The sequence below is a fragment of the Streptomyces sp. JJ38 genome, from assembly GCF_019303475.1.
GTDB lineage: Bacteria > Actinomycetota > Actinomycetes > Streptomycetales > Streptomycetaceae > Streptomyces.
In genome coordinates this window covers 21,884-45,931 of record NZ_JABLSI010000074.1, presented here as the reverse complement: position 1 = coordinate 45,931, position 24,048 = coordinate 21,884, and the positions used below count along the sequence as shown (strand labels likewise).

General features: G+C 72.2%; 21 protein-coding genes and 5 tRNA genes. 13 read left to right on the top strand and 13 right to left on the bottom strand.

The genetic code is table 11. The features are described from left to right. Positions 1 to 283 precede the first annotated feature (283 nt). The 6 genes from HPT28_RS25550 to HPT28_RS25525 all read right to left on the bottom strand — a co-directional run bounded on the left by HPT28_RS25550 (position 284) and on the right by HPT28_RS25525 (position 5,124). Positions 284 to 356: transfer RNA gene (locus HPT28_RS25550), tRNA-Lys, on the bottom strand. Positions 357 to 449: 93 nt separating this feature from the next. Next, the gene (locus HPT28_RS25545) at positions 450 to 2,444 is read right to left on the bottom strand and encodes a DEAD/DEAH box helicase (protein WP_219094175.1); all 1,995 of its coding nucleotides are present in this window, start codon (positions 2,442 to 2,444) and stop codon (positions 450 to 452) included. 290 nt (positions 2,445 to 2,734) lie between these two features. Further along, a complete protein-coding gene (locus tag HPT28_RS25540) occupies positions 2,735 to 3,334 on the bottom strand; it encodes a hypothetical protein (protein WP_219094173.1) in 600 nt (199 codons plus the stop codon). A gap of 457 nt (positions 3,335 to 3,791) precedes the next feature. Then, positions 3,792 to 4,166 (bottom strand): fluoride efflux transporter CrcB, encoded by a 375-nt coding sequence (gene crcB, locus HPT28_RS25535; RefSeq protein WP_219094171.1) that lies wholly within the window; start codon positions 4,164 to 4,166, stop codon positions 3,792 to 3,794. After that, positions 4,163 to 4,774, bottom strand: coding sequence for a CrcB family protein (locus tag HPT28_RS25530; RefSeq protein WP_308119523.1), 612 nt, complete (start codon positions 4,772 to 4,774; stop codon positions 4,163 to 4,165). Before HPT28_RS25530 ends, crcB begins: the two co-directional genes overlap by 4 nt. After that, positions 4,771 to 5,124, bottom strand: coding sequence for a metallopeptidase family protein (locus tag HPT28_RS25525; RefSeq protein ID WP_219094185.1), 354 nt, complete (start codon positions 5,122 to 5,124; stop codon positions 4,771 to 4,773). The genes HPT28_RS25530 and HPT28_RS25525 overlap by 4 nt, the downstream gene beginning before the upstream one ends. Before the next feature lie 75 nt (positions 5,125 to 5,199). On the opposite strand from HPT28_RS25525, the gene HPT28_RS25520 reads away from it, so the two are divergent. From HPT28_RS25520 to HPT28_RS25505, 4 genes are all read left to right on the top strand, one after another. Next, positions 5,200 to 6,978: a metallophosphoesterase gene (locus HPT28_RS25520; protein ID WP_219094169.1), complete on the top strand. Its 1,779-nt coding sequence runs from the start codon at positions 5,200 to 5,202 to the stop codon at positions 6,976 to 6,978. Positions 6,979 to 7,133: 155 nt separating this feature from the next. Next, positions 7,134 to 7,206, top strand: a tRNA-Glu gene (locus HPT28_RS25515). A 38-nt stretch (positions 7,207 to 7,244) separates the two neighbouring features. Continuing rightward, a tRNA-Asp gene (locus HPT28_RS25510) sits at positions 7,245 to 7,319 on the top strand. Positions 7,320 to 7,341: 22 nt separating this feature from the next. Further along, positions 7,342 to 7,418, top strand: a tRNA-Phe gene (locus HPT28_RS25505). An 83-nt stretch (positions 7,419 to 7,501) separates the two neighbouring features. Here the strand turns inward: HPT28_RS25505 and HPT28_RS25500 are convergent. Continuing rightward, entirely contained in the window at positions 7,502 to 7,654 is a 153-nt protein-coding gene (locus HPT28_RS25500; protein ID WP_219094167.1) for a hypothetical protein, read from the bottom strand. A 396-nt stretch (positions 7,655 to 8,050) separates the two neighbouring features. Continuing rightward, the gene (locus HPT28_RS25495; RefSeq protein ID WP_219094165.1) at positions 8,051 to 8,212 is read right to left on the bottom strand and encodes a hypothetical protein; all 162 of its coding nucleotides are present in this window, start codon (positions 8,210 to 8,212) and stop codon (positions 8,051 to 8,053) included. Positions 8,213 to 8,641: 429 nt separating this feature from the next. Between HPT28_RS25495 and HPT28_RS27255 the strand changes: the two genes are divergently transcribed. The 6 genes from HPT28_RS27255 to HPT28_RS25470 all read left to right on the top strand — a co-directional run bounded on the left by HPT28_RS27255 (position 8,642) and on the right by HPT28_RS25470 (position 15,182). Next, positions 8,642 to 8,764, top strand: coding sequence for a hypothetical protein (locus HPT28_RS27255; RefSeq protein ID WP_257579423.1), 123 nt, complete (start codon positions 8,642 to 8,644; stop codon positions 8,762 to 8,764). Positions 8,765 to 9,374: 610 nt separating this feature from the next. Continuing rightward, complete coding sequence (locus HPT28_RS25490; RefSeq protein WP_219094163.1) at positions 9,375 to 9,656, top strand: type II toxin-antitoxin system Phd/YefM family antitoxin; 282 nt, start codon at positions 9,375 to 9,377, stop codon at positions 9,654 to 9,656. Then, positions 9,653 to 9,919, top strand: coding sequence for a Txe/YoeB family addiction module toxin (locus HPT28_RS25485; protein ID WP_219094161.1), 267 nt, complete (start codon positions 9,653 to 9,655; stop codon positions 9,917 to 9,919). The genes HPT28_RS25490 and HPT28_RS25485 overlap by 4 nt, the downstream gene beginning before the upstream one ends. A 186-nt stretch (positions 9,920 to 10,105) precedes the next feature. Beyond that, positions 10,106 to 14,257 carry an ATP-dependent RNA helicase HrpA gene (gene hrpA / locus HPT28_RS25480; protein WP_219094159.1) on the top strand — a complete coding sequence of 1,384 codons (4,152 nt, stop codon included), beginning with the start codon at positions 10,106 to 10,108 and terminating at the stop codon, positions 14,255 to 14,257. A 118-nt stretch (positions 14,258 to 14,375) separates the two neighbouring features. After that, positions 14,376 to 14,450 (top strand) — tRNA-Asp (locus HPT28_RS25475). Positions 14,451 to 14,606: 156 nt separating this feature from the next. Next, positions 14,607 to 15,182 carry a DUF6274 family protein gene (locus HPT28_RS25470; protein ID WP_219094157.1) on the top strand — a complete coding sequence of 192 codons (576 nt, stop codon included), beginning with the start codon at positions 14,607 to 14,609 and terminating at the stop codon, positions 15,180 to 15,182. Positions 15,183 to 15,642: 460 nt separating this feature from the next. On the opposite strand, the gene bldC is transcribed toward HPT28_RS25470, so the two are convergent. Together bldC and HPT28_RS25460 are read right to left on the bottom strand one after the other, a co-directional pair. Further along, positions 15,643 to 15,849 (bottom strand): developmental transcriptional regulator BldC, encoded by a 207-nt coding sequence (gene bldC / locus HPT28_RS25465; protein WP_027749187.1) that lies wholly within the window; start codon positions 15,847 to 15,849, stop codon positions 15,643 to 15,645. Positions 15,850 to 16,369: 520 nt separating this feature from the next. Continuing rightward, a complete protein-coding gene (locus tag HPT28_RS25460) occupies positions 16,370 to 17,197 on the bottom strand; it encodes a hypothetical protein (protein WP_219094183.1) in 828 nt (275 codons plus the stop codon). 354 nt (positions 17,198 to 17,551) lie between these two features. On the opposite strand from HPT28_RS25460, the gene HPT28_RS25455 reads away from it, so the two are divergent. Together HPT28_RS25455 and HPT28_RS25450 are read left to right on the top strand one after the other, a co-directional pair. Next, the gene (locus tag HPT28_RS25455) at positions 17,552 to 18,703 is read left to right on the top strand and encodes a Glu/Leu/Phe/Val dehydrogenase dimerization domain-containing protein (RefSeq protein WP_219094155.1); all 1,152 of its coding nucleotides are present in this window, start codon (positions 17,552 to 17,554) and stop codon (positions 18,701 to 18,703) included. A 291-nt stretch (positions 18,704 to 18,994) separates the two neighbouring features. Continuing rightward, positions 18,995 to 19,243: a DUF3073 domain-containing protein gene (locus HPT28_RS25450; protein ID WP_219094153.1), complete on the top strand. Its 249-nt coding sequence runs from the start codon at positions 18,995 to 18,997 to the stop codon at positions 19,241 to 19,243. Positions 19,244 to 19,555: 312 nt separating this feature from the next. Here HPT28_RS25450 and purM read toward each other — a convergent pair whose 3' ends face one another. From purM to HPT28_RS25435, 3 genes are all read right to left on the bottom strand, one after another. Next, positions 19,556 to 20,677, bottom strand: a complete 1,122-nt coding sequence (purM, locus tag HPT28_RS25445; protein WP_219094151.1) for a phosphoribosylformylglycinamidine cyclo-ligase — start codon at positions 20,675 to 20,677, stop codon at positions 19,556 to 19,558. Positions 20,678 to 20,782: 105 nt separating this feature from the next. Next, positions 20,783 to 22,345: an amidophosphoribosyltransferase gene (purF, locus tag HPT28_RS25440; RefSeq protein ID WP_219094149.1), complete on the bottom strand. Its 1,563-nt coding sequence runs from the start codon at positions 22,343 to 22,345 to the stop codon at positions 20,783 to 20,785. Positions 22,346 to 22,557: 212 nt separating this feature from the next. After that, the gene (locus HPT28_RS25435) at positions 22,558 to 23,373 is read right to left on the bottom strand and encodes a maleylpyruvate isomerase family mycothiol-dependent enzyme (protein ID WP_219094147.1); all 816 of its coding nucleotides are present in this window, start codon (positions 23,371 to 23,373) and stop codon (positions 22,558 to 22,560) included. Positions 23,374 to 23,450: 77 nt separating this feature from the next. On the opposite strand from HPT28_RS25435, the gene HPT28_RS25430 reads away from it, so the two are divergent. Beyond that, positions 23,451 to 23,981 (top strand): PH domain-containing protein, encoded by a 531-nt coding sequence (locus HPT28_RS25430; RefSeq protein ID WP_257579422.1) that lies wholly within the window; start codon positions 23,451 to 23,453, stop codon positions 23,979 to 23,981. Positions 23,982 to 24,048 lie beyond the last annotated feature (67 nt).

Here is a 24,048-nt window from a genome sequence, read left to right as displayed (position 1 = left end):
CCCTCGGCAGCACGAACGTCGCGATGCCGCCGGCGGCAGAGGACACGTCAGGACTCGCGCTCACGCGGACACCTACACGAGCCTGTTGCCCGAACTCGACCGCGACATCGCCGAGAAGGCCACAGGACTCGTTCCCAAAAAGCGGCGGGAGACCCCTGAGGACGCGGAGGAGAGCACCTCCGCTCACCCAGGAGCCGGAAAACGGAGCAGCGCCCGAGTCGGCCGAAGCCGATCCGGACGCTGCGTAGCAGGTCAGCGGGGGCTACCCCCGACCCACGGGCGGTAGGCCGTGTGGGACTCGAACCCACAACCAATGGATTAAAAGTCCACTGCTCTGCCAATTGAGCTAACGGCCCGGGGTTGTGCTGGGTTGAGCATAGCCGGAGGGGGCCGTGGGGGCCGAGCGGGTATCGGGCCCGGGCGTGCGGTGTCGCCCGGGCCCTGGCGCGTCAGCCGTTGTGCTTCCAGCGGGGCTTGTCGGCGCGGCGGCCGAAGGAGCGGTTGCCGGTGCCGGAGGCGCCGCGGTGGTCGTCGCGGCGGCCGTAGGGACGGCGGTCGTCGCCGCGGCGGTCGCGGTGGTCGCGGTTGAAGGGGCGGTCGTCGGAGCGGCGGAAGCCGCCCCGGTCGTCCCGACGGTCGCGGTTGAAGCCGCCGTCGCGGCGGGGGTAGCCGCCCCGGTCGTCGCGGCGGCCGTACGGGCGGTCGTCCGAGCGGCGGAAGCCGCCACGGTCGCCACCGCGGTCGCCGCGGTCCCGGTCCCGGTCGTCGGAGCGGCGGAAGCCGCCCCGGTCGTCCCGACGGTCGCGGTCGCGGTTGAAGCCGCCACGGCGGTCGTCGCGACGCTGGAAACCGGAGCCCTCGCGCTTGCGGTCCTCGCGGGCCTGCTGGGCGGCCTTGCGCTCCTGCTCGGCCGCGCGGGCGGCGGCCCTGGCGAGCCGCTCGGCCTCCTCGGCGGCGACGCGGTCCATCTCCTCGGTGAGGTGGGCGACGGCCTCGTCCGCGTCGGCGCCGCGGTCGCGGGCGGCACGGGCGGTCAGGCGGCCTGCCTCGTCGCGGAGTTCCACCGCGCGGCGCTTGGCCTCCTCCAGCTTCCGGGCGAGCCCGGCGACCTCGCGCTCCGCCTGACGGGCGGAGTTGGCGGCGGCCTCGGCCTGGACCTCGCTCAGGGAGCGGGCGCCGGTGATGGCGGCCACGTCGTCGTCGAAGACGTCACCGCGGCCGATGAGGTGGCGGGTCGCGTCGACGCCGGCGTCCTCCATGAGCCGGAACGTCTGCCGCCGCTGGTGCGGCAGGGCGAGCGAGACGACGGTGCCGGACTGGCCCGCGCGGGCGGTACGGCCCGAGCGGTGCAGGTAGTCCTTGTGGTCCCCGGCCGGGTCGACGTTCAGGACGAGGTCGATGCCGTCGACGTGGATGCCGCGGGCGGCGACGTCGGTGGCGACGAGCACGTTGACGCGGCCGTCCTTGAAGTCGGCGAGCGTGCGGGTACGGGAGCCCTGGGTCATGCCGCCGTGCAGCGCGTCGGCGCGCACCCCGGCCTCGCGGAGCTGCTCGGCGACGCGGTCCGCGCCCATCTGGGTGCGGACGAACGCGATGGTGCGGCCCTTGCGGGCGGCGATGGCGGCGGTGACGGGCGCCTTGTCCTGGGGCTTCACGATGAGGATGTGGTGCGTCATCGTCGTGACGGCGCCCTGGGCGGCGTCGACCTCGTGGCTCACCGGGTCGACGAGGTAGCGCTTGACCAGGGTGTCGATCTCGCGCTCCAGCGTGGCGGAGAACAGCATCCGCTGACCGCCGTCGGGGACGAGGTCGAGGAGCTCGGTGACCTCGGGCAGGAAGCCGAGGTCGGCCATCTGGTCGGCCTCGTCGAGGACGGCGACCTCGACGTCGTCCAGCGAGCAGGCGCCACGGTTGATCAGGTCGCGCAGACGGCCCGGGGTGGCGACGAGGATGTCCACGCCGCGCTCCAGGGCGCCGATCTGGTTGCCCATGGAGGTGCCGCCGCAGACGACCTTCAGCTTGAGGCCGAGGACGTCGCCGTAGGGCTGGAGTGCGTCGGAGACCTGCATGGCCAGCTCACGGGTCGGGGTGAGCAGGACCGCGCGGGGCCGGTGCCGGGCGGTGCGGCCGCCGGCGAGCCGGGTCAGGGTGGGCAGGCCGAAGCTGAGGGTCTTGCCCGAGCCGGTGCGGCCACGGCCGAGGATGTCCTTGCCGGCCAGGGCGTCCGGGATCGTCGCGGCCTGGATGGGGAACGGGGTGGTGACGCCGTTCTGCGCGAGCTTGCGCACGACGGCCTCGGGGAGGCCGAGGTCGGCGAACGTCGTCGTGGGCTCGTCGGTGACAGCCTCGGCCGTCTCGGTGACCTCGGGCGTCTCGGTCATCTCGGGGGAACGCTCGACGTCGTCAACGGGCACGGCGACGTTTTCGGGCGTGGAAACAGACATGCGGGTGCGAAACCTCTTCCGGAGTTCATCGGCACGCGCCACAAACTTCCGTGAATTCGCACACGACCGCCTTTGCGGTCAAGCCCACGGCTAAGCAACGGAACGCGCCACACGGCGCGCTTCGATCGGGCGCCGGGTCAAATGGGATCAAACGATCTACCACCATACGCACCCGGCGCCGCTTCGTGCAAACGCCTCCACGCCGGAGGGAACGTGGGCTTCCCCACCCACACACCCGGCGCCCACCCCCCACGCCCGGCGCCCACCCCGCGCGCCTGCCCGGTGACGCCCTACCCCTCGCCCGCGCCCCCCGCACCGCCGGACGTCCCCGGAGACGTGGTGGGCGTGGGGTCCGGGGCGGGGGACGAGGTCGGGGTGGCCGTTGGGGTGGGGTCCGGTGTCGGGCTGGGCCCGGGGTCCTGGTCGCCCGGGCCGCCGGGGCCGCCGTGGCCGTCGTCCGGCTCACCGGAGGGCTGCCCGGGGCCGGGGGCGCCCGACGGCTCCGGCCCCGACGGCCCCGAGGGGCGTGCCGTCGGCTCACCGGGGCCGGGCCGGTCCGTGGCCTCGCCGCTCGCCGGGGGGTCGGCGGCCCCGGGTGAGGGGGTGCGGCCGTCCGCGTCACCGCCCGGCTCCCGCGCCCCCTCGACCGGGGGCCGCCGACCGCTCTCCCCCGTACCCCCTGCCGCGACGGTGGCGGGCGGGGTCGCCGAGGACGAGTGGCCCACCGGTTCCGTGGCCGGCGGCTGGGCCTCACCGCCCACCGTCATGCAGCCGCCCACTCCGAACAGGGCGCAGGCCGTCACGGTGATCCGGGCGGCGGCCGACCGCACGGCGCGGGTGGGGCGGGGGCGGGGACGGGGACGAGCGGGGGCGGCGGAGTCGGGCTGCACGGGTCGGACACCTCCGGGGCGCGGCGGCACGCTGGCCGGTGACGGGCGGACGGCACCCGGTCCGAGCGCCCCGCCGGGCGACCGCGCGAGCGGCGCCCCGGGCACCCGGGCATGCGGCGACCGGCGTCCGGACGCGGTGTGGAGCCGGAGGTCGGCCTCGCCGGGGGCGGCGGAGGGCGTGGGGCCGGGCTGCGGACGGACGTCGGCCCACAGGACGAACGGCCGCGGGTGGCGGGTGGACGCCACGGACCGGTCGGCCGGTGGCGGGCGGGCCCCCTGCCCAACTCCCGGGACCGGCGCGAGGACACGCCCGACCTCGCACGACGGCGCACCTGAGCCGAGCGTGGCCGCCCCCGGAACCGCGTACCGCCTCCCCGGCACCGCGAGCGGCCTCCCCAGGGCCGCGAACCGCTCTCTCGGAACGGCGTACCGCCCTCGGCGCCGCGAAGCGTGCGGCTCAGCCCACCAGGCCCCGCGTCACCGTGAACCCGGCGCCCAGCGCCGCCAGCCCCACGGTGAGCGTGCCGAGAACGTTGGCCAGGGCCAGTCCCGAGCGACCGGTCTCGACCAGGCGCAGGCTCTCGTAGGAGAACGTGGAGTACGTGGTGAGAGCGCCACAGAGCCCCGTCCCGAGGAGCGCTTCCGGCACCGGGCCGACCGCGCCGCCCCGCACCGCGCCCGCGAGGACGCCCAGCGCCACGCACCCGACGGCGTTCACCGCGAACGTGCCCCACGGGAACGCGGACGCGTGCCGGGCCTGCACCGCGCGGTCGAGCAGGTATCTCAGGGGGGCTCCCACCGCGGCGCCCAGCGCCACCACGAGCCACGTCACCGGGCCGCCCCCGCTTGCCCGGGGCCCGTGCGGCCCGCACGAGGTGTGCGGGGCGGGAACGCCCACCGCCCGGCCACGGCCCCGGCCCAGACGGCGACCAGAGCGGCCAGCAGCGTCCCGCCGAGGTAGAGCAGGCCCACCCCGGGCTCGTCGGCGTCGAACAGCAGCGTCCCGTCGAGGGCGTACGCGGAGAAGCTGGTGAATCCGCCCAGCACGCCGACGCCCAGGAACGGCCGCAGCAGCGGCGGCGCGTGCCGGGAGGCGATCCAGGCCATCAGCACCGCGATGAGCGCGCAGCCGAGCACGTTGACCGCGAACAGCGCGAACGGGAACCCCGCCTCGTCCGTCGGCCACAGCCGGGCGGCGCCGTGGCGTCCGAGCCCGCCGAGCACGCCGCCCAGGGCGACGGCCGCGAGCACCCGCCACCGCCGCGGCGCGGACACCTCCGCGCGGTCGGCGGCGAGCTGGAGATCGACGTCCGGGTCGACGGCCATGACGTCCGCCCCGAGCCCGGTGGCACCGCGCGAACCCGCACCCCGCGCGCCGCCGACACCACCGTCCCCGCCGCCGGGGCCGCTGTCCTCCGGACGGTCCGCTCCGCCGCTCACCCGTAGCCCAGGGCGTGCAACCGGTCGTCGTCGATGCCGAAATGGTGGGCGATCTCGTGCACGACGGTGATCTCCACCTCCTCGACGACCAGTTCACGCCCTCCGCCCTCGCGCTCGCACAGCCGCAGCGTGGGCCCCATGTAGACGGAGATGCGGTCGGGCAGGACGCCCGCGTACCACTCGCCGCGCTCGGTCAGCGGCGTGCCCTCGTACAGGCCCAGCAGCTCGGGGTCGTCGGGAGAGGGCTCGTCCTCGACGAAGACCGCCACGTTGTCCATCAGCCGGGTCAGCTCCGGCGGAATCCGGTCGAGCGCCTCGGCGACCAGTTCCTCGAACTCCTCGCGCGTCATCTCCAACACTGGGCCATTGTCGGGTATCGAACCTCCGGGCCGCATACTCGCGCCCCGGGCGGGCAGATGGGCGGCATGGCCCGTGCATCGCTCAGGCCCCTCGGCACCGCCGCCCGCAGCATCGGCATCGCCGCCCGCCGCCTCGGCGCCGCCGTCCGTGGCCTGCCCCGTCCCCGCCCCCGTCCCCGTCTCCACTCCCGAACCCGTCTCCGTTCCCGCCTTCCGCTCCGGCTCCGCCCGGGGGGCCGCCCAGGCCAGGGTTCGGCCTTCGTCCCCGAGCTGGTCGCGGCCTCCGGTGAGCGCCGCTGGGTGCGCGCCCTCGGCCTGGTGCTCGTGACCGTGCTCGGCGCCTGGCTCGGCCTGCTGACCGTCGGCAACGTGCACAAGCCCGTCGGCCCCATGGACACGACCATGACGCTGCGGCCCTCCTTCGACGGCGGCACCCGCATCAACGTCGCGCCGCTCGGGGCGCTGGAGCTGGAGAGCCACCGCGCCCCCCTGCGCCTCGACGTGGACGTCACCCGCCTCGACCCGGAGCGGGTCGGCGTCCTGGTGGACCGCCCCGAGCGCTTCAGCGGCCTCCAGGACCAGGTGGCGGCCGACGTGCGGTCCGGCACCCGGGACCTGGCGCTGCGCTCCAGCCTCGCCGTCGTCCTCGGGGCGACGGCGCTGGGGCTCGCCGTCTACCGGCGCCCGCCCCGCGCCCTGGCGGCGGGCGGGCTCGCCCTCGTCCTGCTGGCCGGGTCCGCGGCCTCGGCGGCGGCCACCTGGAACCCGAAGTCCGTCCTGGAGCCGAAGTTCTCCGGGCTGCTCGCGGGCGCCCCCAGCCTCGTCGGCAACGCGCGCAACATCGCCTCCGACTTCGACGTCTACCAGAAGGAGCTGGCCCGGCTCGTCACCAACATGACCCGGCTCTACGAGGCCGTCTCCACCCTGCCGACGTATACGCCCGACCCGGACACCATCCGCGTCCTGCACGTCTCCGACATCCATCTCAACCCGGCGTCCTGGTCGATCATCGACTCGCTCGTCGAGCAGTACGACATCGACGTCGTCATCGACACCGGCGACACCATGGACCACGGGACGGCCGCCGAGAACGGCTTCCTCGACCCGGCCTCCCGCCTGGGCGCCCCCTACGTCTGGGTGCGCGGCAACCACGACTCGCTCACCACCCAGGAGTACCTGCGGGGCCTGGACAACGTGCACGTCCTCGACAACGGGGTGCCCGTCGAGGTCGCGGGGCTGCGGATCGCCGGAATGGGAGACCCCCAGTTCACACCGGACCGCTCCGTCGTGGCCGCCGGTGACCCGGCCGAGCGGGCCGCGGGCCGCGCCCTGGCCGACGTCCTGCGCGCCCGTGCCGCGGCCGGCGAGCCCGTGGACATCGCCATCGCGCACAACCCCGTGCTGGCCGAGCAGACCGACGGCACCGTCCCGCTCGCCCTCGCCGGGCACACCCACAACCGCAAGCAGCACGACCTGCCGCGCGGGACCCGCCTCATGGTCGAGGGCTCCAGCGGCGGCTCGGGCCTGCGCGCGGTCGAGGGCGAGGCCCCCGAGGAGGTCACCGCCTCCGTCCTGTACCTCGACCAGGAGACCCGGAAGCTGCAGGCCTGGGACGAGATCACCCTCGGCGGCCTCGGTCTGACCTCCGCCGAGATCAACCGCCAGTACATGGACGAGCCCGCGGACGAACCCTCGGAAACCCCCACCGGACCCACGAGTCCCACAGGGCCCACAGGACCGGCCGAGAGCCCCCCAGGGCCAACCAGCCCCACCGAGGGCCCGCCGGACCGGGCAGAGCCCGCGGAACCCGACGAGCCCTCGGACACGAGGGCGCCGCCCCGCTGACCGCCGGAGTCCGGCCGGGCCGGTGACCGGGCCCGCGACCGGCCGGCCACCGGCCCGGCGACGACCACCGGAAATCCGTTTTGGCGAACCGTCGCGGTATCCCATATGCTTCTCACGTCCCCGACGCGCTGACGAAGCGCCCAGGTGGGCCATCAGCCCTCATCGTCTAGTGGCCCAGGACGCCGCCCTTTCAAGGCGGTAGCACGGGTTCGAATCCCGTTGGGGGCACGCAACACCCTGTGCGAGACTGGCTCTCGCACACGCTTGGTCCTGTGGAGCAGTTTGGAGTGCTCGCCACCCTGTCAAGGTGGAGGCCGCGGGTTCAAATCCCGTCAGGACCGCTGCAGCCCCTCGGGGTTGCGTGGCTGGGTAGCTCAGTTGGTACGAGCGTCCGCCTGAAAAGCGGAAGGTCGCCGGTTCGACCCCGGCCCCAGCCACCATCGCTGAACAGCGAGAACGGCCCGATCAAGACCACTTGATCGGGCCGTTTCTGGTTGTTGCGCCAACGCGTACGCCAACGGGGTCAGCTCAGCCGGTCCCCGAGCGTCCCCAGCACCTTCCGCCGCTCGCCCAATGACGCGTGCGCGTGGACCTTCATCGTCACCCCGATGTCGCTGTGCCCCGCGATCCGCCGAACGACGAGCGGCGGGACGCCCAGGTCCAACGGCACAGTCACACAGGAGTGGCACAGGCGATGAAAGCGGAGTTCGAGCCCGCGCCCGCGGCGGATCGCGCCGACTCCGCCGCAGGTTGTCCGGCTCGGCAGGGGTCCCCCCGCGCGACGTGAAGACGAGACTGGCCTCCGTCCACGTGCCACCGGCCGCAGCTCCCTCCTGAGCCTGCCGCTCCCCGTGCTTCGTGAGGGCCCGGACTATACGGGCCGGGGGAATCGTCCTCACCGAAGAGAGGGTCTTCGGCCGCACGAGCGTCAGCGTCCCGTCGACGCGCTGAAGCGAGCGTTCCACGACGAGCGACCCACGCTCCACGTCGACCGCAGCCCAGCGGAGAGCAGTCCGCCGCGCCTCATGCCCATGACGAGGGCGAGCAGGTACAGCGCGCACAGCCGGCCCAGTCAGCCCTCGGCGGCCTCCTTGAGAAGCAGCCGCGCCTGCGCGACGCTGAGGCCCTTCCCGGTGTCGTACGTCGGCGTGGACGAGCCGCAGGAAGGGAGCACCTCGACCGCTCGAGGGATACGGGGCAGGCCACCCTGGGGTTCCTGCTCTCTTGACATCATCGAGAATGCTTAACTTCGAGTCTCGATCAACTAGGGAACCCTGCACCATCCCCCTTGAATTCGAAGGGACCTTAAGCGGAGGGAAACACGTTTCCGCGATGCAGAAATCACCTGCGTAAAAGGTGAGTGCGATGTGACGTCCCCCACCTGGACTGACCCGAGTCCCACACCCTGGACGGCACTGCATGCACACACCTTGGATTGCAAGGTCGCTGGTCGGGACCCTGGCACGCCTCCTTCAAAATCAGCACCGGAGCGGGAGAGGCACACCGTGCCAGGCCTCGGCAGTCCGGCAGGACGCCATGGTTACCAGCGAGTCACACCCGGGGCCGGGTAGCGTAGCTCCGCCAACAACCTAACGCTGAGTCAGAGGAGTCGCGAGCCACCCGCGGGGCTCGCGAACGTCGGCCCAGATAATGGAGGTTGGCAGTGGCCGATCCGAACAATGGAGACGGCCGCGATAGGTGGAAGAAGCTCAAGGAGCGGCTTCAGTGGCTGAGCCTGAGCTGGACGATCTTCCGGGTCATCCGGGAGCTCCTCTCCCACCTGTAAGCAGAAAGCCCCGGCCCTGCAAGGCCGAGGCTTCTGTCGCGGTAGGACGCCTCACCCCTGTCAGTTTCCAAGCTCCGGGGGTGGGGTTCCCGCGTGCGCGCAGCTGCCACCCATGCTTGCGCACTAGCATGATGTGAAACACGTCACGTGCTCCACGAGGGTAGCTCCTCCATACTGCCTAATTTAGGAAGCCATGGCGAGCGCAATCCCCGTTTCGCCAAGCCATGTTGCGCCAGATGTCCTGCGTAGTCCGGTTGGGCTAACATATTTGTGATCTCAATCACGAGGAAATCCGGAACGTGGGGCAGCCACAGACCGGCCAACGAGTGTCAGTGCCGCCAGTTACCCTGCGGGCCGCGAAACCTGGGTGCCAGCACCTCAGCGGGTTGCACGCACGCGGCCAGTTGCGACCTGAAGAGTGGAAGGCCGCCGACTCGACCCCGGCCCCAGCCACAACGCTGGACAGTGAAGGCCCGAACAAGCCAGGAACGCTCCCCGTTCAGTCGGCCACGACCTGAGCCCTCGACCGGGCTGGGGAGGGTCCAGTTCTCCGTCGCCATCCGCGGCCAGCCGGCCACCCACCACACCTCTGTACGTTATCGTGTACATCATGAAGACGATGAGTGTCACCGATCTGCGCGCCAGCATCGCCGACGCCCTCGACGCGGTGGAGGACGACGCCGAGGAGCTGGTCATCACCCGCGCCGGCCACGAGCCGATGGTCATCGTCTCGCTTGCCGAGTATGAGGCGCTGAAGGAGACCGACTACCTGCTGCGGTCACCCGCGATGGCCGAACGTCTGCGCAGGTCGATCGAGCAGGACCGGGCTGGGCGAGGCACGGTCCGCGACCTGGTGGATCCCGACGACGACGCCGGGAAGGGCGCTGCGTGAAGGTCCTCTTCCTCGACGACGCTTGGAGCGACTACCTGTGGTGGCAGGCGAACGACCGCAAGCTGCTGAAACGGGTCAACCAACTGATCGCCGACATCGACCGGAACGGCCATGAGGGGATCGGCAAGCCCGAGCCGCTGCGGAACGACCTCTCCGGCTACTGGTCGCGGCGCATCAACTCCGAGCACCGGCTGGTGTACCGCATCGACGAGGACGACGTCGTCCACGTCGTGGCATGCCGCTTCCACTACGAACGCCTATAGAGGCGGCTCGGTTCGCCCTCGGTGTTGCGCGGTCGGCCGCAGGCCGACCGGGAGGCCACGTGTCCACAGCCCGCAGGAGCCCGGCCGCTCGTAGAACTCCGAGAACCCCCGGCCCCCGGAGGCCGCGTCTTCCCCGCCGGAACTCGGTCGCGGGAAATCCGGCGCGGGTGGGATGCTGGAGGACGTATGTCCACTGCGCCTGACCTCACCCTGCCCGCCCTGCTGGAGCGGGTCTCCGAACTGATGCCGCGCGACGAGCGGCGGCTGGGCCGTCGTCTCGACGGTGTCCGGCGTATCCGCAAGCCGGAGGCGAGGGCCGCCGTGCTGGCCGAGATCGCCGGTGACGTCGAGCGCGCGGAGGCGCGGATCGCGGCGCGGCGAGCGGCGGTGCCGCGCGTGACGTACCCCGAGGCACTCCCGGTCAGCCAGAAGAAGGACGAGATCCTGGCGGCCATCCGCGATCACCAGGTGGTGATCATCGCCGGTGAGACGGGGTCCGGCAAGACGACGCAGATCCCGAAGATCTGTCTGGAGCTCGGGCGGGGCGTCAGGGGGCTGATCGGCCACACGCAGCCGCGGCGGATCGCGGCGCGCACGGTGGCCGAGCGGGTGGCGGAGGAACTCGGGACGTCGCTGGGCGAGGCGGTGGGCTGGAAGGTCCGCTTCACCGACCAGGTGAGGGACACCACACTCGTCAAGCTGATGACGGACGGCATCCTGCTCGCCGAGATCCAGACGGACCGCGAGCTGCGGCAGTACGACACGATCATCATCGACGAGGCGCACGAGCGCAGCCTGAACATCGACTTCCTGCTCGGCTACCTGGCGCAACTGCTGCCCCGGCGGCCGGACCTGAAGGTGATCATCACCTCCGCGACGATCGACCCGGAGCGGTTCTCCCGGCACTTCGGCCGCTTCGCCTCCGTCGACCACGCGGACGGCGACGCGGACGGGGCGGATCGGGCCGCGCCGATCGTCGAGGTGAGCGGGCGGACGTACCCGGTGGAGGTGCGGTACCGGCCGCTGCTGGAGGAGGACGGCGACGAGGGCGACCGGGACCAGGTCACGGCCATCTGCGACGCGGTGGACGAGCTGCAGGCCGAGGGGCCCGGAGACATCCTGGTGTTCCTCTCCGGAGAGCGGGAGATCCGGGACACGGCGGACGCCCTGACCAAGCAGAAGCTGCGGAACACGGAGGTGCTGCCGCTGTACGCGCGGCTCTCGCACGCCGAGCAGCACCGGGTGTTCCAGCCGCACGCGGGCCGTCGGATCGTGCTGGCGACGAACGTGGCCGAGACGTCGTTGACGGTGCCCGGCATCAAGTACGTCATCGACCCGGGCACGGCCCGCATCTCGCGCTACAGCCACCGCACGAAGGTGCAGCGGCTGCCGATCGAGCGGATCTCCCAGGCGAGCGCCAACCAGCGCAAGGGCCGCTGCGGCCGGACGTCGGACGGCATCTGCGTCCGGCTGTACTCGGAGGAGGACTTCCTCTCCCGGCCCGAGTTCACGGACGCGGAGATCCTGCGGACGAACCTGGCCTCGGTCATCCTCCAGATGACGGCGGCGGGGCTGGGCGACGTCGGGCGGTTCCCGTTCATCGACCCGCCGGACCAGCGCAGCGTCAAGGCTGGCGTGCAGCTCCTGGAGGAGCTGGGGGCGCTGGACACGGCGGCGAAGGACCCGAAGAAGCGGCTGACGGACACCGGCCGCAAGCTGGCGCAGCTGCCGGTGGACCCGCGGCTGGCGCGCATGGTGCTGGAGGCCGAGCGCAACGGCTGCGTCCGCGAGGTGATGGTGATCGCCGCGGCGCTGTCGATCCAGGACCCGCGCGAGCGTCCCGCCGAGAAGCAGCAGCAGGCGGACCAGCAGCACGCCCGGTTCCGCGACGAGAACAGCGACTTCCTCTCCTTCCTCAACCTGTGGACGTACGTCCGCGAGCGGCAGAAGGAGCTGTCCTCGTCCGCGTTCCGCCGCATGTGCCGCGCCGAGTACCTGAACTACCTGCGCATACGGGAGTGGCAGGACATCTACACGCAGGTGCGCCAGGTGGCCAAGTCGCTGGGCGTGACGATCGGGGAGGGCGAGTCGCATCCGGACGCCGTCCACCGCTCGCTGCTCGCGGGCCTGCTGTCGCACATCGGGCTCAAGGAGGGCACGGCCGAGGGCGGCAAGCCCGCCGGGAAGACGGGCGGAAAGCCGGGCGCGAAGAACGAGTACCTGGGCGCGCGGAGCGCTAAGTTCGCCGTGTTCCCGGGTTCCGCCCTGTTCAAGAAGCCGCCGCGGTGGGTGATGTCGGCCGAGCTGGTGGAGACGTCGCGGCTGTGGGCGCGGGTCAACGCCAGGATCGACCCGGACTGGATCGAGCCACTGGCCGAGCACCTCGTCAAGCGCACCTACGGCGAGCCGCACTGGGAGCAGAAGCAGGCCGCGGTGATGGCGTACGAGAAGGTGACGCTGTACGGCGTGCCGATCGTCGCCGGGCGCAAGGTCAACTACGGCCGGATCGACCCCGAGACGTGCCGCGACCTGTTCATCCGCAACGCTCTCGTCGAGGGCGACTGGCGCACGCACCACCAGTTCTTCCACGACAACCGCAAGCTGCTCGGCGAGGTCGAGGAGCTGGAACACCGGGCGCGCCGCCGGGACATCCTCGTCGACGACGAGACCCTGTACGACTTCTACGACCAGCGGCTGCCCGAACACATCGTCTCCGGGGCTCACTTCGACTCCTGGTGGAAGCACAAACGGCGCGAGGAACCGGATCTGCTGAGCTTCGAGAAGTCGATGCTCATCAACGAGCGGGCCGGTCAGATCACCAAGGCCGACTACCCCGACGTGTGGCGGCAGGGCGGGCTGCGGCTCAAGGTGACGTACCAGTTCGAGCCGGGGACGGACGCGGACGGCGTCACGGTCCACGTCCCGCTCCAGGTCCTCAACCAGGTGACGGGTGAGGGCTTCGACTGGCAGATCCCCGGGCTGCGGCTGGACGTCGTCACCGAGCTGATCCGTTCGCTGCCGAAGCCGATCCGGCGCAACTGCGTGCCGGCACCGAACTTCGCCGAGCGGTTCCTCGCCGAGTTCGCGACGCCGGCCGACGTCCCGCTGGACCAGCCGCTCGCCGCGGTCCTGGCCAAGGCCCTGCACCGGATGACGGCGGTGCCGGTGGCTCCGGAGGACTTCGACTGGGACAAGGTGCCCGGCCATCTGCGGATCACGTTCCGGGTGGTGGACGAGCGCGGGCGGCCGGTGCGCGGCAAGGCGGCGGCCGAGGCCGAGGACAAGGACCTGGAGGTGCTGCGGCTGCGGTTCAAGCCGCAGGCGCGGGCGGCGCTTTCACGGGCCTTCGAGGCGTCGGCGGGCGGCGGTGGCGGACGGCGCGGCGGGACGTCGGCCGGGACGGGCCCGGGCACGGTCCCGAGCGGCGCCGACGGCGCGCCCAAGGCCGCCGCGCCGCAGCCGCGCACGGGCCTGACGGCCTGGACGATCGGCACGCTGGAGCGCACCTTCGAGACGCGTCGCTCGGGCCAGCCCGTCAAGGCGTACCCGGCGCTGGTGGACGACGGCACGTCGGTCTCCGTGCGGCTCTTCGACACCGAGGCGGAGCAGCGGGAGGCCATGTGGCGCGGGACGCGCCGTCTCATCCGGCTCAACCTGCCTTCTGATCCGGGGAAGTTCGCGCAGTCGAAGCTCTCCAACCAACAGAAGCTGGCGCTGGCGGCCTCGCCGCACGGCAGCGTGCAGGAGCTCTTCGAGGACTGCGTGAGCGCCGCCACGGACCTGCTGATCGCCGCGCACGGCGGCCCGGCCTGGGACGAGGAGGGCTTCCGCAAGCTCTTCGACGCCGTGCGCACGGACGTCGTCGACGCGACGCTCAAGACGGTGCGGCAGGTGCAGGAGGTCCTCGTCGCCTGGCAGTCGTGTGAGCGGCGGATGAAATCGCCACAGCTGGCGCGGAGCGCGACGCTGCTGCCCTCGCTGACCGACGTCCGCGAGCAGCTCGGCGAGCTGGTGTGCCCGGGGTTCGTGACCCGGCACGGGGCGCGGCGGCTGCCGGACCTGCTGCGGTACCTGACGGCGGTGGACCGCCGGCTCCAGCAGCTGCCCACGAACGCGGAGCGCGACCGCAGCCGGACGGCCAAGGTGCGGGAGATGCGGGACGAGTACGCCTGGCTCCTGGAGCAGTTCCCGCCGGGACGGCCGGTGCCGGCGGCGGCTCGCGAGATCCGCTGGATGATCGAGGAGCTGCGCGTGAGCTACTTCGCGCACGCCCTGGGCACGGCGTATCCGGTGTCGGACAAGCGGATCGTGAAGGCGGTCGACGCCGCCGCCCCGTAGCCCCTCCGGCCCCGGCCCGACCAGGGCCGTCGTGCCGGCTCGGGGAGCGATTCGCACACGTGGGCTGGGCTGCTGTAGAGTCTCATCTCGCGCCGGTCGAACAGCCGGAAGCACTCCTGGTCCTGTGGAGCAGTTTGGAGTGCTCGCCACCCTGTCAAGGTGGAGGCCGCGGGTTCAAATCCCGTCAGGACCGCATGAGTCGAAGGGCCCGGATTCCCCACGGAATCCGGGCCCTTCGTCGTGTCACGCGCCTGCCGTGCCGGCGTCTGCGACCGGCCTGATCCGTACGCGCCGTCTTGACGCCCCTACGGAGCGCGAGTACCCCTGCCTACAACGAAGGGGGGCTCTGATGGGGTTGACGGAGGGAGGACGGCGGCACGAGACGGCCGCGCTACTGCGCGCCCATCTGTCGGCCGCCGCCCGCCTGTCCACGGAGGCCCGCTACCGGCACTACCGGCACGTGACGCGACTCTGCCCCGTGTGCCACCGCATCCTGCTGCTCGCTCAGGAGGGGAGCAGCCAGCGGGCATGGGAGGCCGTCCTGGCGACGGACGACGGCGCGCAGGCGCGGCAGTCGCCCCCGGCGCCGGAAGCGGACCCGCCACGGGCAGCGGGTCCCACACGGGAGAGCGGCCTGCCGCAGAGCCCGGAGGGGCCACGAGCGAGGAACGGGCCGCAGGACCCACGGAACACGAACCGACCACGGGAGGAGGCTGAACCCCCGTCCGGCAACGATCTCTCCCGGGGGGCGGATCCGGCGGCGGCCCAGGCCGCAGCCCAGGCCGCCACCCCGCCGGTCGCCCCCGCGGCCGACCCGGCAGCCGACGCCGCGGCCGACCCCGTGTCCGACAACGTTCCGACGCCGGACGCGGGCCCGGCGCCGGCGTCGCCTCCGCGGACGGAACCCACGCGTGGAGACGGGTGACGAAAGTCCCGGCACGACATGACCAAAGCCGCCTCCGGTGAGGCACCCGAGGTGCCATGGTGGGTGGTGGTGGATGACGTCGATCCCGCTCGCGGCGGGACGGACGCCCAAGTTCCACTACAGCAAGCGGGCTTGGGGCGGCAAGGACACAGCCATGTGACGGGAGTCACCGAAATGACTACGAAAACGGCCGACTTTATGCCGCCCCTACATCCACTCGATTTAATATGTGCAATTGCACCTATCTCCGAGCGCCCCCCACACCATCCTCGCCAGGCACCCCGCGGAGACCGGACAGGGCCCTGATCAGGGCCCGAACGCACGTATCGCGCCGGACCCGGCGGAGTCCGACGCGATACGTCGACGAGCATGACCGGGCGTCAGGGGGTAGCAGCCCGGGGGATTTCGTCAGAAGGGAACGGTGCCGGGACTCAGCCCGGTATGTCCGTTATAGGGTAATTCAGACCTCGCTGCGCTGCTGCGGAATACCCGCGAGAAGCGCGCGCACCTCCGCCTCGCGATAGCGCCGGTGCCCGCCAAGCGTGCGGATCGACGTGAGCTTGCCCGCCTTTGCCCAGCGCGTGACCGTCTTGGGGTCGACACGGAACATGGTGGCGACCTCAGCCGGGGTCAGCAGCGGCTCGGCATCAGGGGTGCGAGCGGTCATGAGCGGCCTCCTCGGGAGAACCGAACCATCACGGTTCTTTCCTCTAAATTCTGCACCTTGACCCGCGTCGCCCGAAATGGCGCACGCGGGTCGAGTCGGTTATAGGACGAACGGCTTGTCCTCGGCACTACAACTACACCATCTGTCCAGCCACGACGGCCAAACCGACGGAATTGCCTCCTCGGGTATGCAACCCCAACGGACAGCGATGGACTATCCCATAACGGACAGTCACACCCACGTGACGATACGTCACAAGATGTCACGAGACACCACCGAGGCGAACAAGCAGCGCAGTACCGAAGTATCCGAAGTGTCCGCCCCCAGGAGGACGGAAGGAGACCGTCCCGGACTCCTTGTCCTATTTTGACACGAGGAGTGGGCTTGCGGGCAAGGGGCTCTTTACGCGGGTTTACGTGCTATCCGTCACGCTTGAGCCATTGGCCCGGTTCGGGACCTTGGTCCCGAAGCATCGTCGGATCGGACGGCCGCTCCGGAGCCCGGCGCCCCGACCAGGCCGTCAGCTCGCGAACTGGCGCTCCTGCACGGCACGCCAGCGCTCCGTGAGCCGCTCGAAGACCTCGCCCGCGCGCTCGGTGTCGCCGTCGCGCAGGGCGGCGACACCCTCGGCCGCCTCCGCGGCGGAGTGGTCCGCCGCGAGGTCTTCCCGAGAGATCGTATGCACGAGGCCGCCATAGTCCAGCTCTACGAGTGAACGAGGGTGGAATTCCTCCAGCCATCGCCCCACGTCCACCAGACCGTCGACGAGCGGCCCCTCCTGCACCTCGGCGCGCACAGCCCGCAGGCCGCGGGCGAGCCGACGGCGGGCCTGGACCATCGGCGTGCGGTAGCGCAGCAGCGGCTCGCCGTCCGTCTCGTCGTACTCCCGCTCGTCCTCGGAGAAGAGCAGGAACCAGCGCACCGGCACGTGCCACAGGGCCGAGCGCAGCCATGGGCGGGCATCGGGGTTGCGCTCCCGCCAGCGCTCGTAGTCGGCCTCGGCCTGTCGGCGGACGACGGGCGGCATCGCCGCCTCCAGCACCGGCGACGGCAACTCGCGGTCGGCCTCGGCCAGGGCGAGCCAGGCACGCAACCGGGTCCGCCAGGGGCACACGCACAGCACGCCGCCCACCTCCGCCACGAAGGCGTCCCCGCTCTCCTGCTCCGGGACGGCCACCGGCGGCACCGGGAGCAGCCCGGCCAGGGCGCGGCGCAGCTCGTCCTGCGCACCGGGACGGCGGGCCCGCCGGGCGTAGCGGGCCCAGTACGTGCGCTCGGGCTCGGGGAAGGCCGCCAACGGCTCGTAGACGCGCAGATAGGCCGCGTACGGGACCGGCGGGCCCGTCATGTCACCCACGTTCGCCCTCCTGTCCCGCGCTCCTCGGCCCCTGCCGGGCGCCTGGCCGGGCGGCCCGCGCACCCGGCCGCACCGCCTCGCGCCCGGCCGGGTACCCGGCGCACGGCAGCCACGCACCGCGCGCGGCCCACGCGCACCGCGCGCCGGCCGACCCGCGCCGCCCACGGCACGCATCCGAAGCCGGGGAAGCCGACGCCGGAGACGCCGTCACCGCCCGCCGGTACGCCATAGTGGCACTCCCCAAGATCGGACAGCCCCACACCCCCGGGGAGGTCGTAGTGTGCTGCACTACAGGCCCTCCCCACCCCCAGGAGGGCGTCCACCGCGACTACAGGAGTCACCACCGTGACTGACGTACGGAGCGCCGCCGTCAACGAGGACGGCGCGCCAGGACAGCAGACCGACGCCGTGCTGGCCGGTCTCTTCCGCTCGGAGCTGGGCGGCCACGAGCAGGTCGTCTTCTGCCAGGACCCGACGACCGGCCTGAAGGCCGTCATCGCCCTGCACTCCACCACCCTGGGCCCGGCCCTCGGCGGCACCCGGTTCCACGCCTACGAGGACGCGGAGTTCCCCGAGGCCGCGGCGGCGCGGGACGCTCTGAACCTCGCCCGTGGGATGTCGTACAAGAACGCGCTCGCCGGGCTGGAGCACGGTGGCGGCAAGGCCGTCATCATCGGTGACCCGGAGAAGGTCAAGAGCGAGGAGCTGCTGCTCGCCTACGGTCGCTTCGTCGCCTCGCTCGGCGGTCGCTACGTGACGGCCTGCGACGTCGGCACCTACGTGCGGGACATGGACGTCATCGCCCGCGAGTGCCGCTGGACGACGGGCCGCTCCCCCGAGAACGGCGGCGCGGGCGACTCCTCGGTGCTGACGGCCTTCGGCGTCTTCCAGGGCATGCGGGCCAGCGCCCAGCACCGCTGGGGTGCCCCGACCCTGCGCGGCCGGAGGGTCGGTATCGCCGGCGTCGGCAAGGTGGGCCACCACCTGGTGGAGCACCTGCTGGAGGATGGCGCCGAGGTCGTGATCACCGACGTGCGCGAGGAGGCCGTGGCCCGGGTGCGCGCGGCCCACCCGGAGGTCACCGCCGTGGCCGACGCGGACGCCCTCGTCCGGGTGCCGGAGCTGGACGTGTACGCGCCGTGCGCGCTCGGTGGCGCCCTCGACGACGAGACGGTGAAGACGCTCACGGCCTCGATCGTCTGCGGGGCGGCCAACAACCAGCTCGCCCACCCGGGCGTCGAGAAGGCCCTCGCCGAACGCGGCGTCCTGTACGCCCCGGACTACGTGGTGAACGCCGGTGGCGTCATCCAGGTCGCGGACGAGCTCCACGGCTTCGACTTCGCACGTGCGAAGGCGAAGGCGGAGAAGATCTTCGACACCACGCTGGCGATCTTCGAACGCGCCGAGACGGACGGGGTCCCGCCCGCCGTCGCGGCCGACCGGATCGCCGAGCAGCGCATCGCCGCCGGGACCAGGCTGCCGGGCGCGACGGGCTGACCCGCAGCGCCGAGGTCACCTTCCGTGACGGGTGGTGGGGGAGATTTCCCTCACCACCCCCCGGCGGGTCATCCGCTCGCAGGAGGGTAAAATGCGCTCTGACCAGCGAGGAATCGGTCACCGGGCGTGCCGGTGACCTGCCCGGTCGCGCGGACGGCGTACCGTACGGGCGCGGAAGCAGGTACCGTTGAAGCTCTAAGAGCCGGTCTCTCGACAGAGAGTCCGCTCTCCACCATGAACGCGTGTCAAGACTCTGGGGCCGTCGAGCCCCGTCGTTGAGGGGGTCGAGCCATGGGGCGCGGCCGGGCCAAGGCCAAGCAGACGAAGGTCGCCCGCCAGCTGAAGTACAACAGCGGCGGTACCGATCTCTCACGTCTGGCCGAAGAGCTGGGTGCAACGCCGGCGCAGCAGCCGCCGAACGGTGAGCCGTTCGAGGACGACGAGGACGACGACCTGTACGCGCGGTACGCCGATCTGTACAACGACGACGAGGACGAGGAGTCCGAAGCGGACGAGTCCTCCAGCCGTCGTCGTGCGTGACACCGACCTTCGGGTAACCACCGCGTAAGGGTTTTCGCCTGTGAAGGGCCCCGCATGTGAACGGGGCCCTCAGGCGTGCCCTCGTTCCGTGCGTGGAGCGCAGTCCGCTCCACGCGGACGGTACGGCGTACGGGCGTCTGAGACGTCGCGGCCGGTGGGGATCATCGATCCCGGCCGGCGCTTCGGCGTGCCCGGACGCCGTTCTCCGTGGGGCGTCCGGCGCCCGCTCCACCCGGGTCCTCCGACAGCCGGGCCTGCGGACCCCGGCCGACAGCCGCCCCGGGCCCGCAGGCCCGGGGCGCACGGGTGCCGTCAGCTCGCGTAGGAGCCGGTCAGCGTCACGGCGGCGTCCGTCTCGTTCGCGGCCGTGGCCGCCGTGGAGACGGGCCCGCGGTCCGTGATCTCGCCGGCCACCCAGGCGTCGACGCCGCGGTCGGCCAGCACGCTCAGGGCCGCGTCGGCGGCCTCCCGGGCCACGACGGCCACCATGCCGACGCCCATGTTCAGCGTCCGCTCCAGCTCCGGCCGGGCCACGCCGCCGACCTCGCCCACCGTGCCGAAGACCGGGGCGGGGGCCCAGGTGCCGCGGTCCAGGGTGGCGTGCAGCTCGTCGGGGATGACGCGGGCGAGGTTGTTCGCCAGGCCGCCGCCGGTGATGTGCGCGAAGGCGTGCACGTCGACGGTGCGGGCCAGCGCCAGGCAGTCCAGGGAGTAGATGCGGGTGGGCTCCAGGAGCTCCTCGCCCAGGGTGCGGCCGAACTCCGGCACCTCGCGGTCGAGCGCCCAGCCCGCCCGCTCCAGGAAGACGTGGCGCACCAGCGAGTACCCGTTGGAGTGAAGGCCGGAGGCGGCCATGCCGATGACGACGTCACCCGATCGAATGCGTTCCGCGCCCAGCAGCCGGTCGGCCTCGACGACGCCGGTGGCGGCGCCCGCGACGTCGTACTCGTCCGGGCCGAGCAACCCCGGGTGCTCGGCCGTCTCACCGCCCACCAGGGCGCAGCCGGCGAGCACGCAGCCCTCCGCGATGCCCTTGACGATGGCGGAGATCCGCTCGGGCACGACCTTGCCGGCGCAGATGTAGTCGGTGAGGAAGAGCGGCTCGGCGCCGCACACGACGATGTCGTCCACGACCATCGCGACGAGGTCCTGCCCGATCGTGTCGTGGACGTCCATCCGCTGGGCGACGGCGACCTTCGTGCCGACGCCGTCCGTCGCGGAGGCGAGCAGCGGACGCTCGTAGCGCTTGAGCGCCGAGGCGTCGAAGAGGCCGGCGAAGCCGCCGAGGCCGCCCAGCGACTCGGGGCGCTGCGCCTTGCCCACCCACTCCTTCATGAGCCGGACGGCGTGGTCCCCGGCCTCGATGTCCACCCCGGCGGTCTTGTAGGAAACGGGCGCGGTGGATGCGCTCTCGTGGGCGGCAGCCTCAGTCATGTCTCTCCGTACGCGGATTGCGCGAGGTCACGCGGGGTTGTGCGGACCCCGGGGGGGCCGGGGGTGGTTCGGAAACGGGTGGCCCGGAGCGGAGCCGCCCGGCGGTCAGGGACGGCGCAGGGCGTCGGCGCCGCCGGGGCCGGTCAGCAGGGTGCGGACGCCGTCGGCGTCCGGGCGCACCGTGGTCTCGGTCTCGGACTCGAGGATCTGCTTGCCCAGCAGCTCCGGGTCGGGCAGCTCCATGGGGTACTCCCCGTCGAAGCAGGCCCGGCACAGGTTCGGCTTGGCGATCTTCGTGGCCTCGATCATGCCGTCGATGGAGATGTAGGACAGCGAGTCGGCGCCGAGCGACGTCCCGATCTCCTCGACGCTGAGCCCGTTGGCGATCAGCTCGGCGCGCGTCGCGAAGTCGATGCCGAAGAAGCAGGGCCACTTGATGGGCGGCGAGGAGATGCGCACGTGCACCTCGGCGGCGCCCGCCTCGCGCAGCATCCGCACCAGGGCCCGCTGCGTGTTGCCGCGGACGATCGAGTCGTCCACGACGACCAGCCGCTTGCCGCGGATGACCTCCTTGAGCGGGTTGAGCTTCAGCCGGATGCCGAGCTGGCGGATCGTCTGCGAGGGCTGGATGAAGGTACGCCCCACGTAGGAGTTCTTGACCAGACCCGCGCCGAACGGGATGCCGCTGGCCTCCGCGTAGCCGATCGCGGCGGGGGTGCCGGACTCGGGCGTGGGTATCACCAGGTCGGCCTCGGCCGGTGCCTCGGCGGCCAGCCGCCGGCCCATCTCCACCCGGGAGAGGTAGACGTTGCGGCCCGCGATGTCGGTGTCGGGGCGGGCCAGGTAGACGTACTCGAAGACGCAGCCCTTGGGCTTCGCCTCGGCGAACCGGCTGCTGCGCAGCCCGTTCTCGTCGATCGCGATCAGCTCGCCGGGCTCGATCTCCCGGATGAAGGACGCGCCGCAGATGTCCAGCGCGGCCGTCTCGCTGGCCACGACCCAGCCGCGCTCCAGCCGGCCGAGGACCAGCGGGCGGATGCCCTGCGGGTCGCGGGCGGCGTAGAGGGTGTGCTCGTCCATGAAGACGAAGGAGTAGGCGCCCTTGACACGCGGCAGGACGCGCGGGGCGGCCTCCTCGACGGTGAGCGGCTTGCCGTCCTCGTCGGTCTGCCCCGCGAGGAGCGCGGTGACGAGGTCGGTGTCGTTGGTGGCCGCGACCTGGTTGGCCCGGCCGGAGCGGCCGTCGGCCAGCGCGGCGACCATCTCGGCCAGCTCGGCGGTGTTCACGAGGTTGCCGTTGTGGCCGAGGGCGATCGAGCCGTGGCCGGTGGCGCGGAAGGTAGGCTGGGCGTTCTCCCACACCGAGGCGCCCGTGGTGGAGTACCGGGCGTGCCCGACGGCGATGTGACCGCGGAGCGACCCCAGCGACGTCTCGTCGAAGACCTGGGAGACCAGACCCATGTCCTTGAAGACGAGGATCTGCGAGCCGTTGCTCACCGCGATGCCCGCGGACTCCTGACCTCGGTGCTGTAGCGCGTACAGCCCGAAATAGCTCAGCTTGGCGACCTCTTCACCGGGTGCCCAGACACCGAAGACCCCGCAGGCGTCCTGCGGGCCCTTCTCGCCGGGGAGGAGATCGTGATTGAGTCGACCATCGCCACGTGCCACGACACCGAGTCTAGTGGCGTCACCCGGCGGCGGAGAACCGGGCGACGGAGAAGCAGACGCTGACCTGGGCGGACATCGAATCCTACGAGACGGATCTCACGGCCGGGCTGTCACATCCTCCACGCCCGAGCCCGCAGGGCCGCGCCCTCCGGGCCCCGCTCCCTCCGCCCCGCTCCCTCTGCCCCGCGCGGCCCTCCCGGTCGCCCGGGGCGTCAGGCCAGGACGGGCAGGTGGGCGGAGAGATCGGCGCGGGCGCCGGTCGCGTTGACCGCGTGCGCGCCCACCGCGCGGCTCCACACCAGCCGGCCGGTGGCCAGCCGCAGCCAGGTCAGCGGATCCGTCTCGACGACGTTCGGCGGCGTGCCCCGGGTGTGCCGGGGGCCCTCCACGCACTGGACGACGGCGAACGGCGGCACCCGCAGCTCCACCGCCCCGCCGGGCGCCTTCACGGCCAGGGCGTCGGCCAGCGCCCGGACGGTCGCGGCCAGGGCGTAGCGGTCGAGCGTCACGGGGGCGCCGAGGGCGCGGGCCAGGTCGTCGGAGTGGACGATCAGCTCGACGAGCCGGGTCACCGCGAAGTCCACCGCCCGCATCGCCCCGAAGCGGTGCGGCAGCAGGACGTCCTCCCGGACGGCCATCTCCAGCACCGGCTCCAGCTCCTCGGTGGCCGCGTCGATCGCGGCGGCGACGTCCTCCGGCGTGGTGATACCGGCGGTGGCCTCGCGGGTGCGGGCGTCCAGCTGCTCGGAGATTCCGGCCGTGGACAGCGCCCAGGCGCTGAGGCTCGTCTCCGGCCGTCGGGCCGTCGGCGCGGGTTCGGCCAGCAGCCGCGGCACGGCGTCGATCTGGCCGGCCAGGTGGACGAGGAGGTGCCTGACGTCCCATCCGGGCAGCGCGGTGGGGCGGGCGAGCTGTTCGGCCGTGACGCCGTGCGCTGCGGCGCGGACCGTCTCGGCCTGCGCGGCGAGCGCGTTGCGCACCCGGAGGGGATCGTAGGCGCGGGGCTTACGGGAGGCTGCTGACGGCATGGCAGGAGCGTAACGGCCAGGGCCCCCGCTCCCCGGTCGCCATAGGCAGAGCCGGTGCCGTGTGCCAGGATTCCGGCATGGCAGGCATCGCGGAACGTCATCTGGCGGAAGACGAGGAACTGGTGCACGTCACCCGTCAGCACTGGACGGAGATGGTCAGCGAGTTCCTGCTGCTGTGCGTGGTGTGGCTGGTCGCGGGGCTGCTGCTGTGGGCCGTCCCCTCGGGGGAGGACTGGAGCGACGGCGCCGTCTACGTCGTCCTGGGCTCGGCGGTGCTCGCCTCGCTGTGGTGGTGGCTGATCCCGCTGCTGAAGTGGCGTTCGACGCTGTACATCCTGACGACGAAGCGGATGTACAAGCGCTCGGGGTTCCTGACCAAGTCCGGCCGTTCGATTCCACTGGTCCGGGTGAACGACGTGTCCTTCCGGGCGAACCTGTGGCAGCGGATCATGCGCTACGGGACGCTCACCATCCAGTCCGCCTCGGAGCAGGGTCTGATGACCCTGCGGCACGTGCCGGACCCGGAGGGGCTGAAGGCGATGATCTACCGGCAGGTCGACGAGGAGCAGCGCGGCGGCACCGACGCGTTCCCGCCGCCCCTGCGCTGAGCCGCTTTCGCCGGGACGCCGCTCGCCCCGAGACGCCGCGGAGGGCCCGCCCGGACGCCGGGCGGGC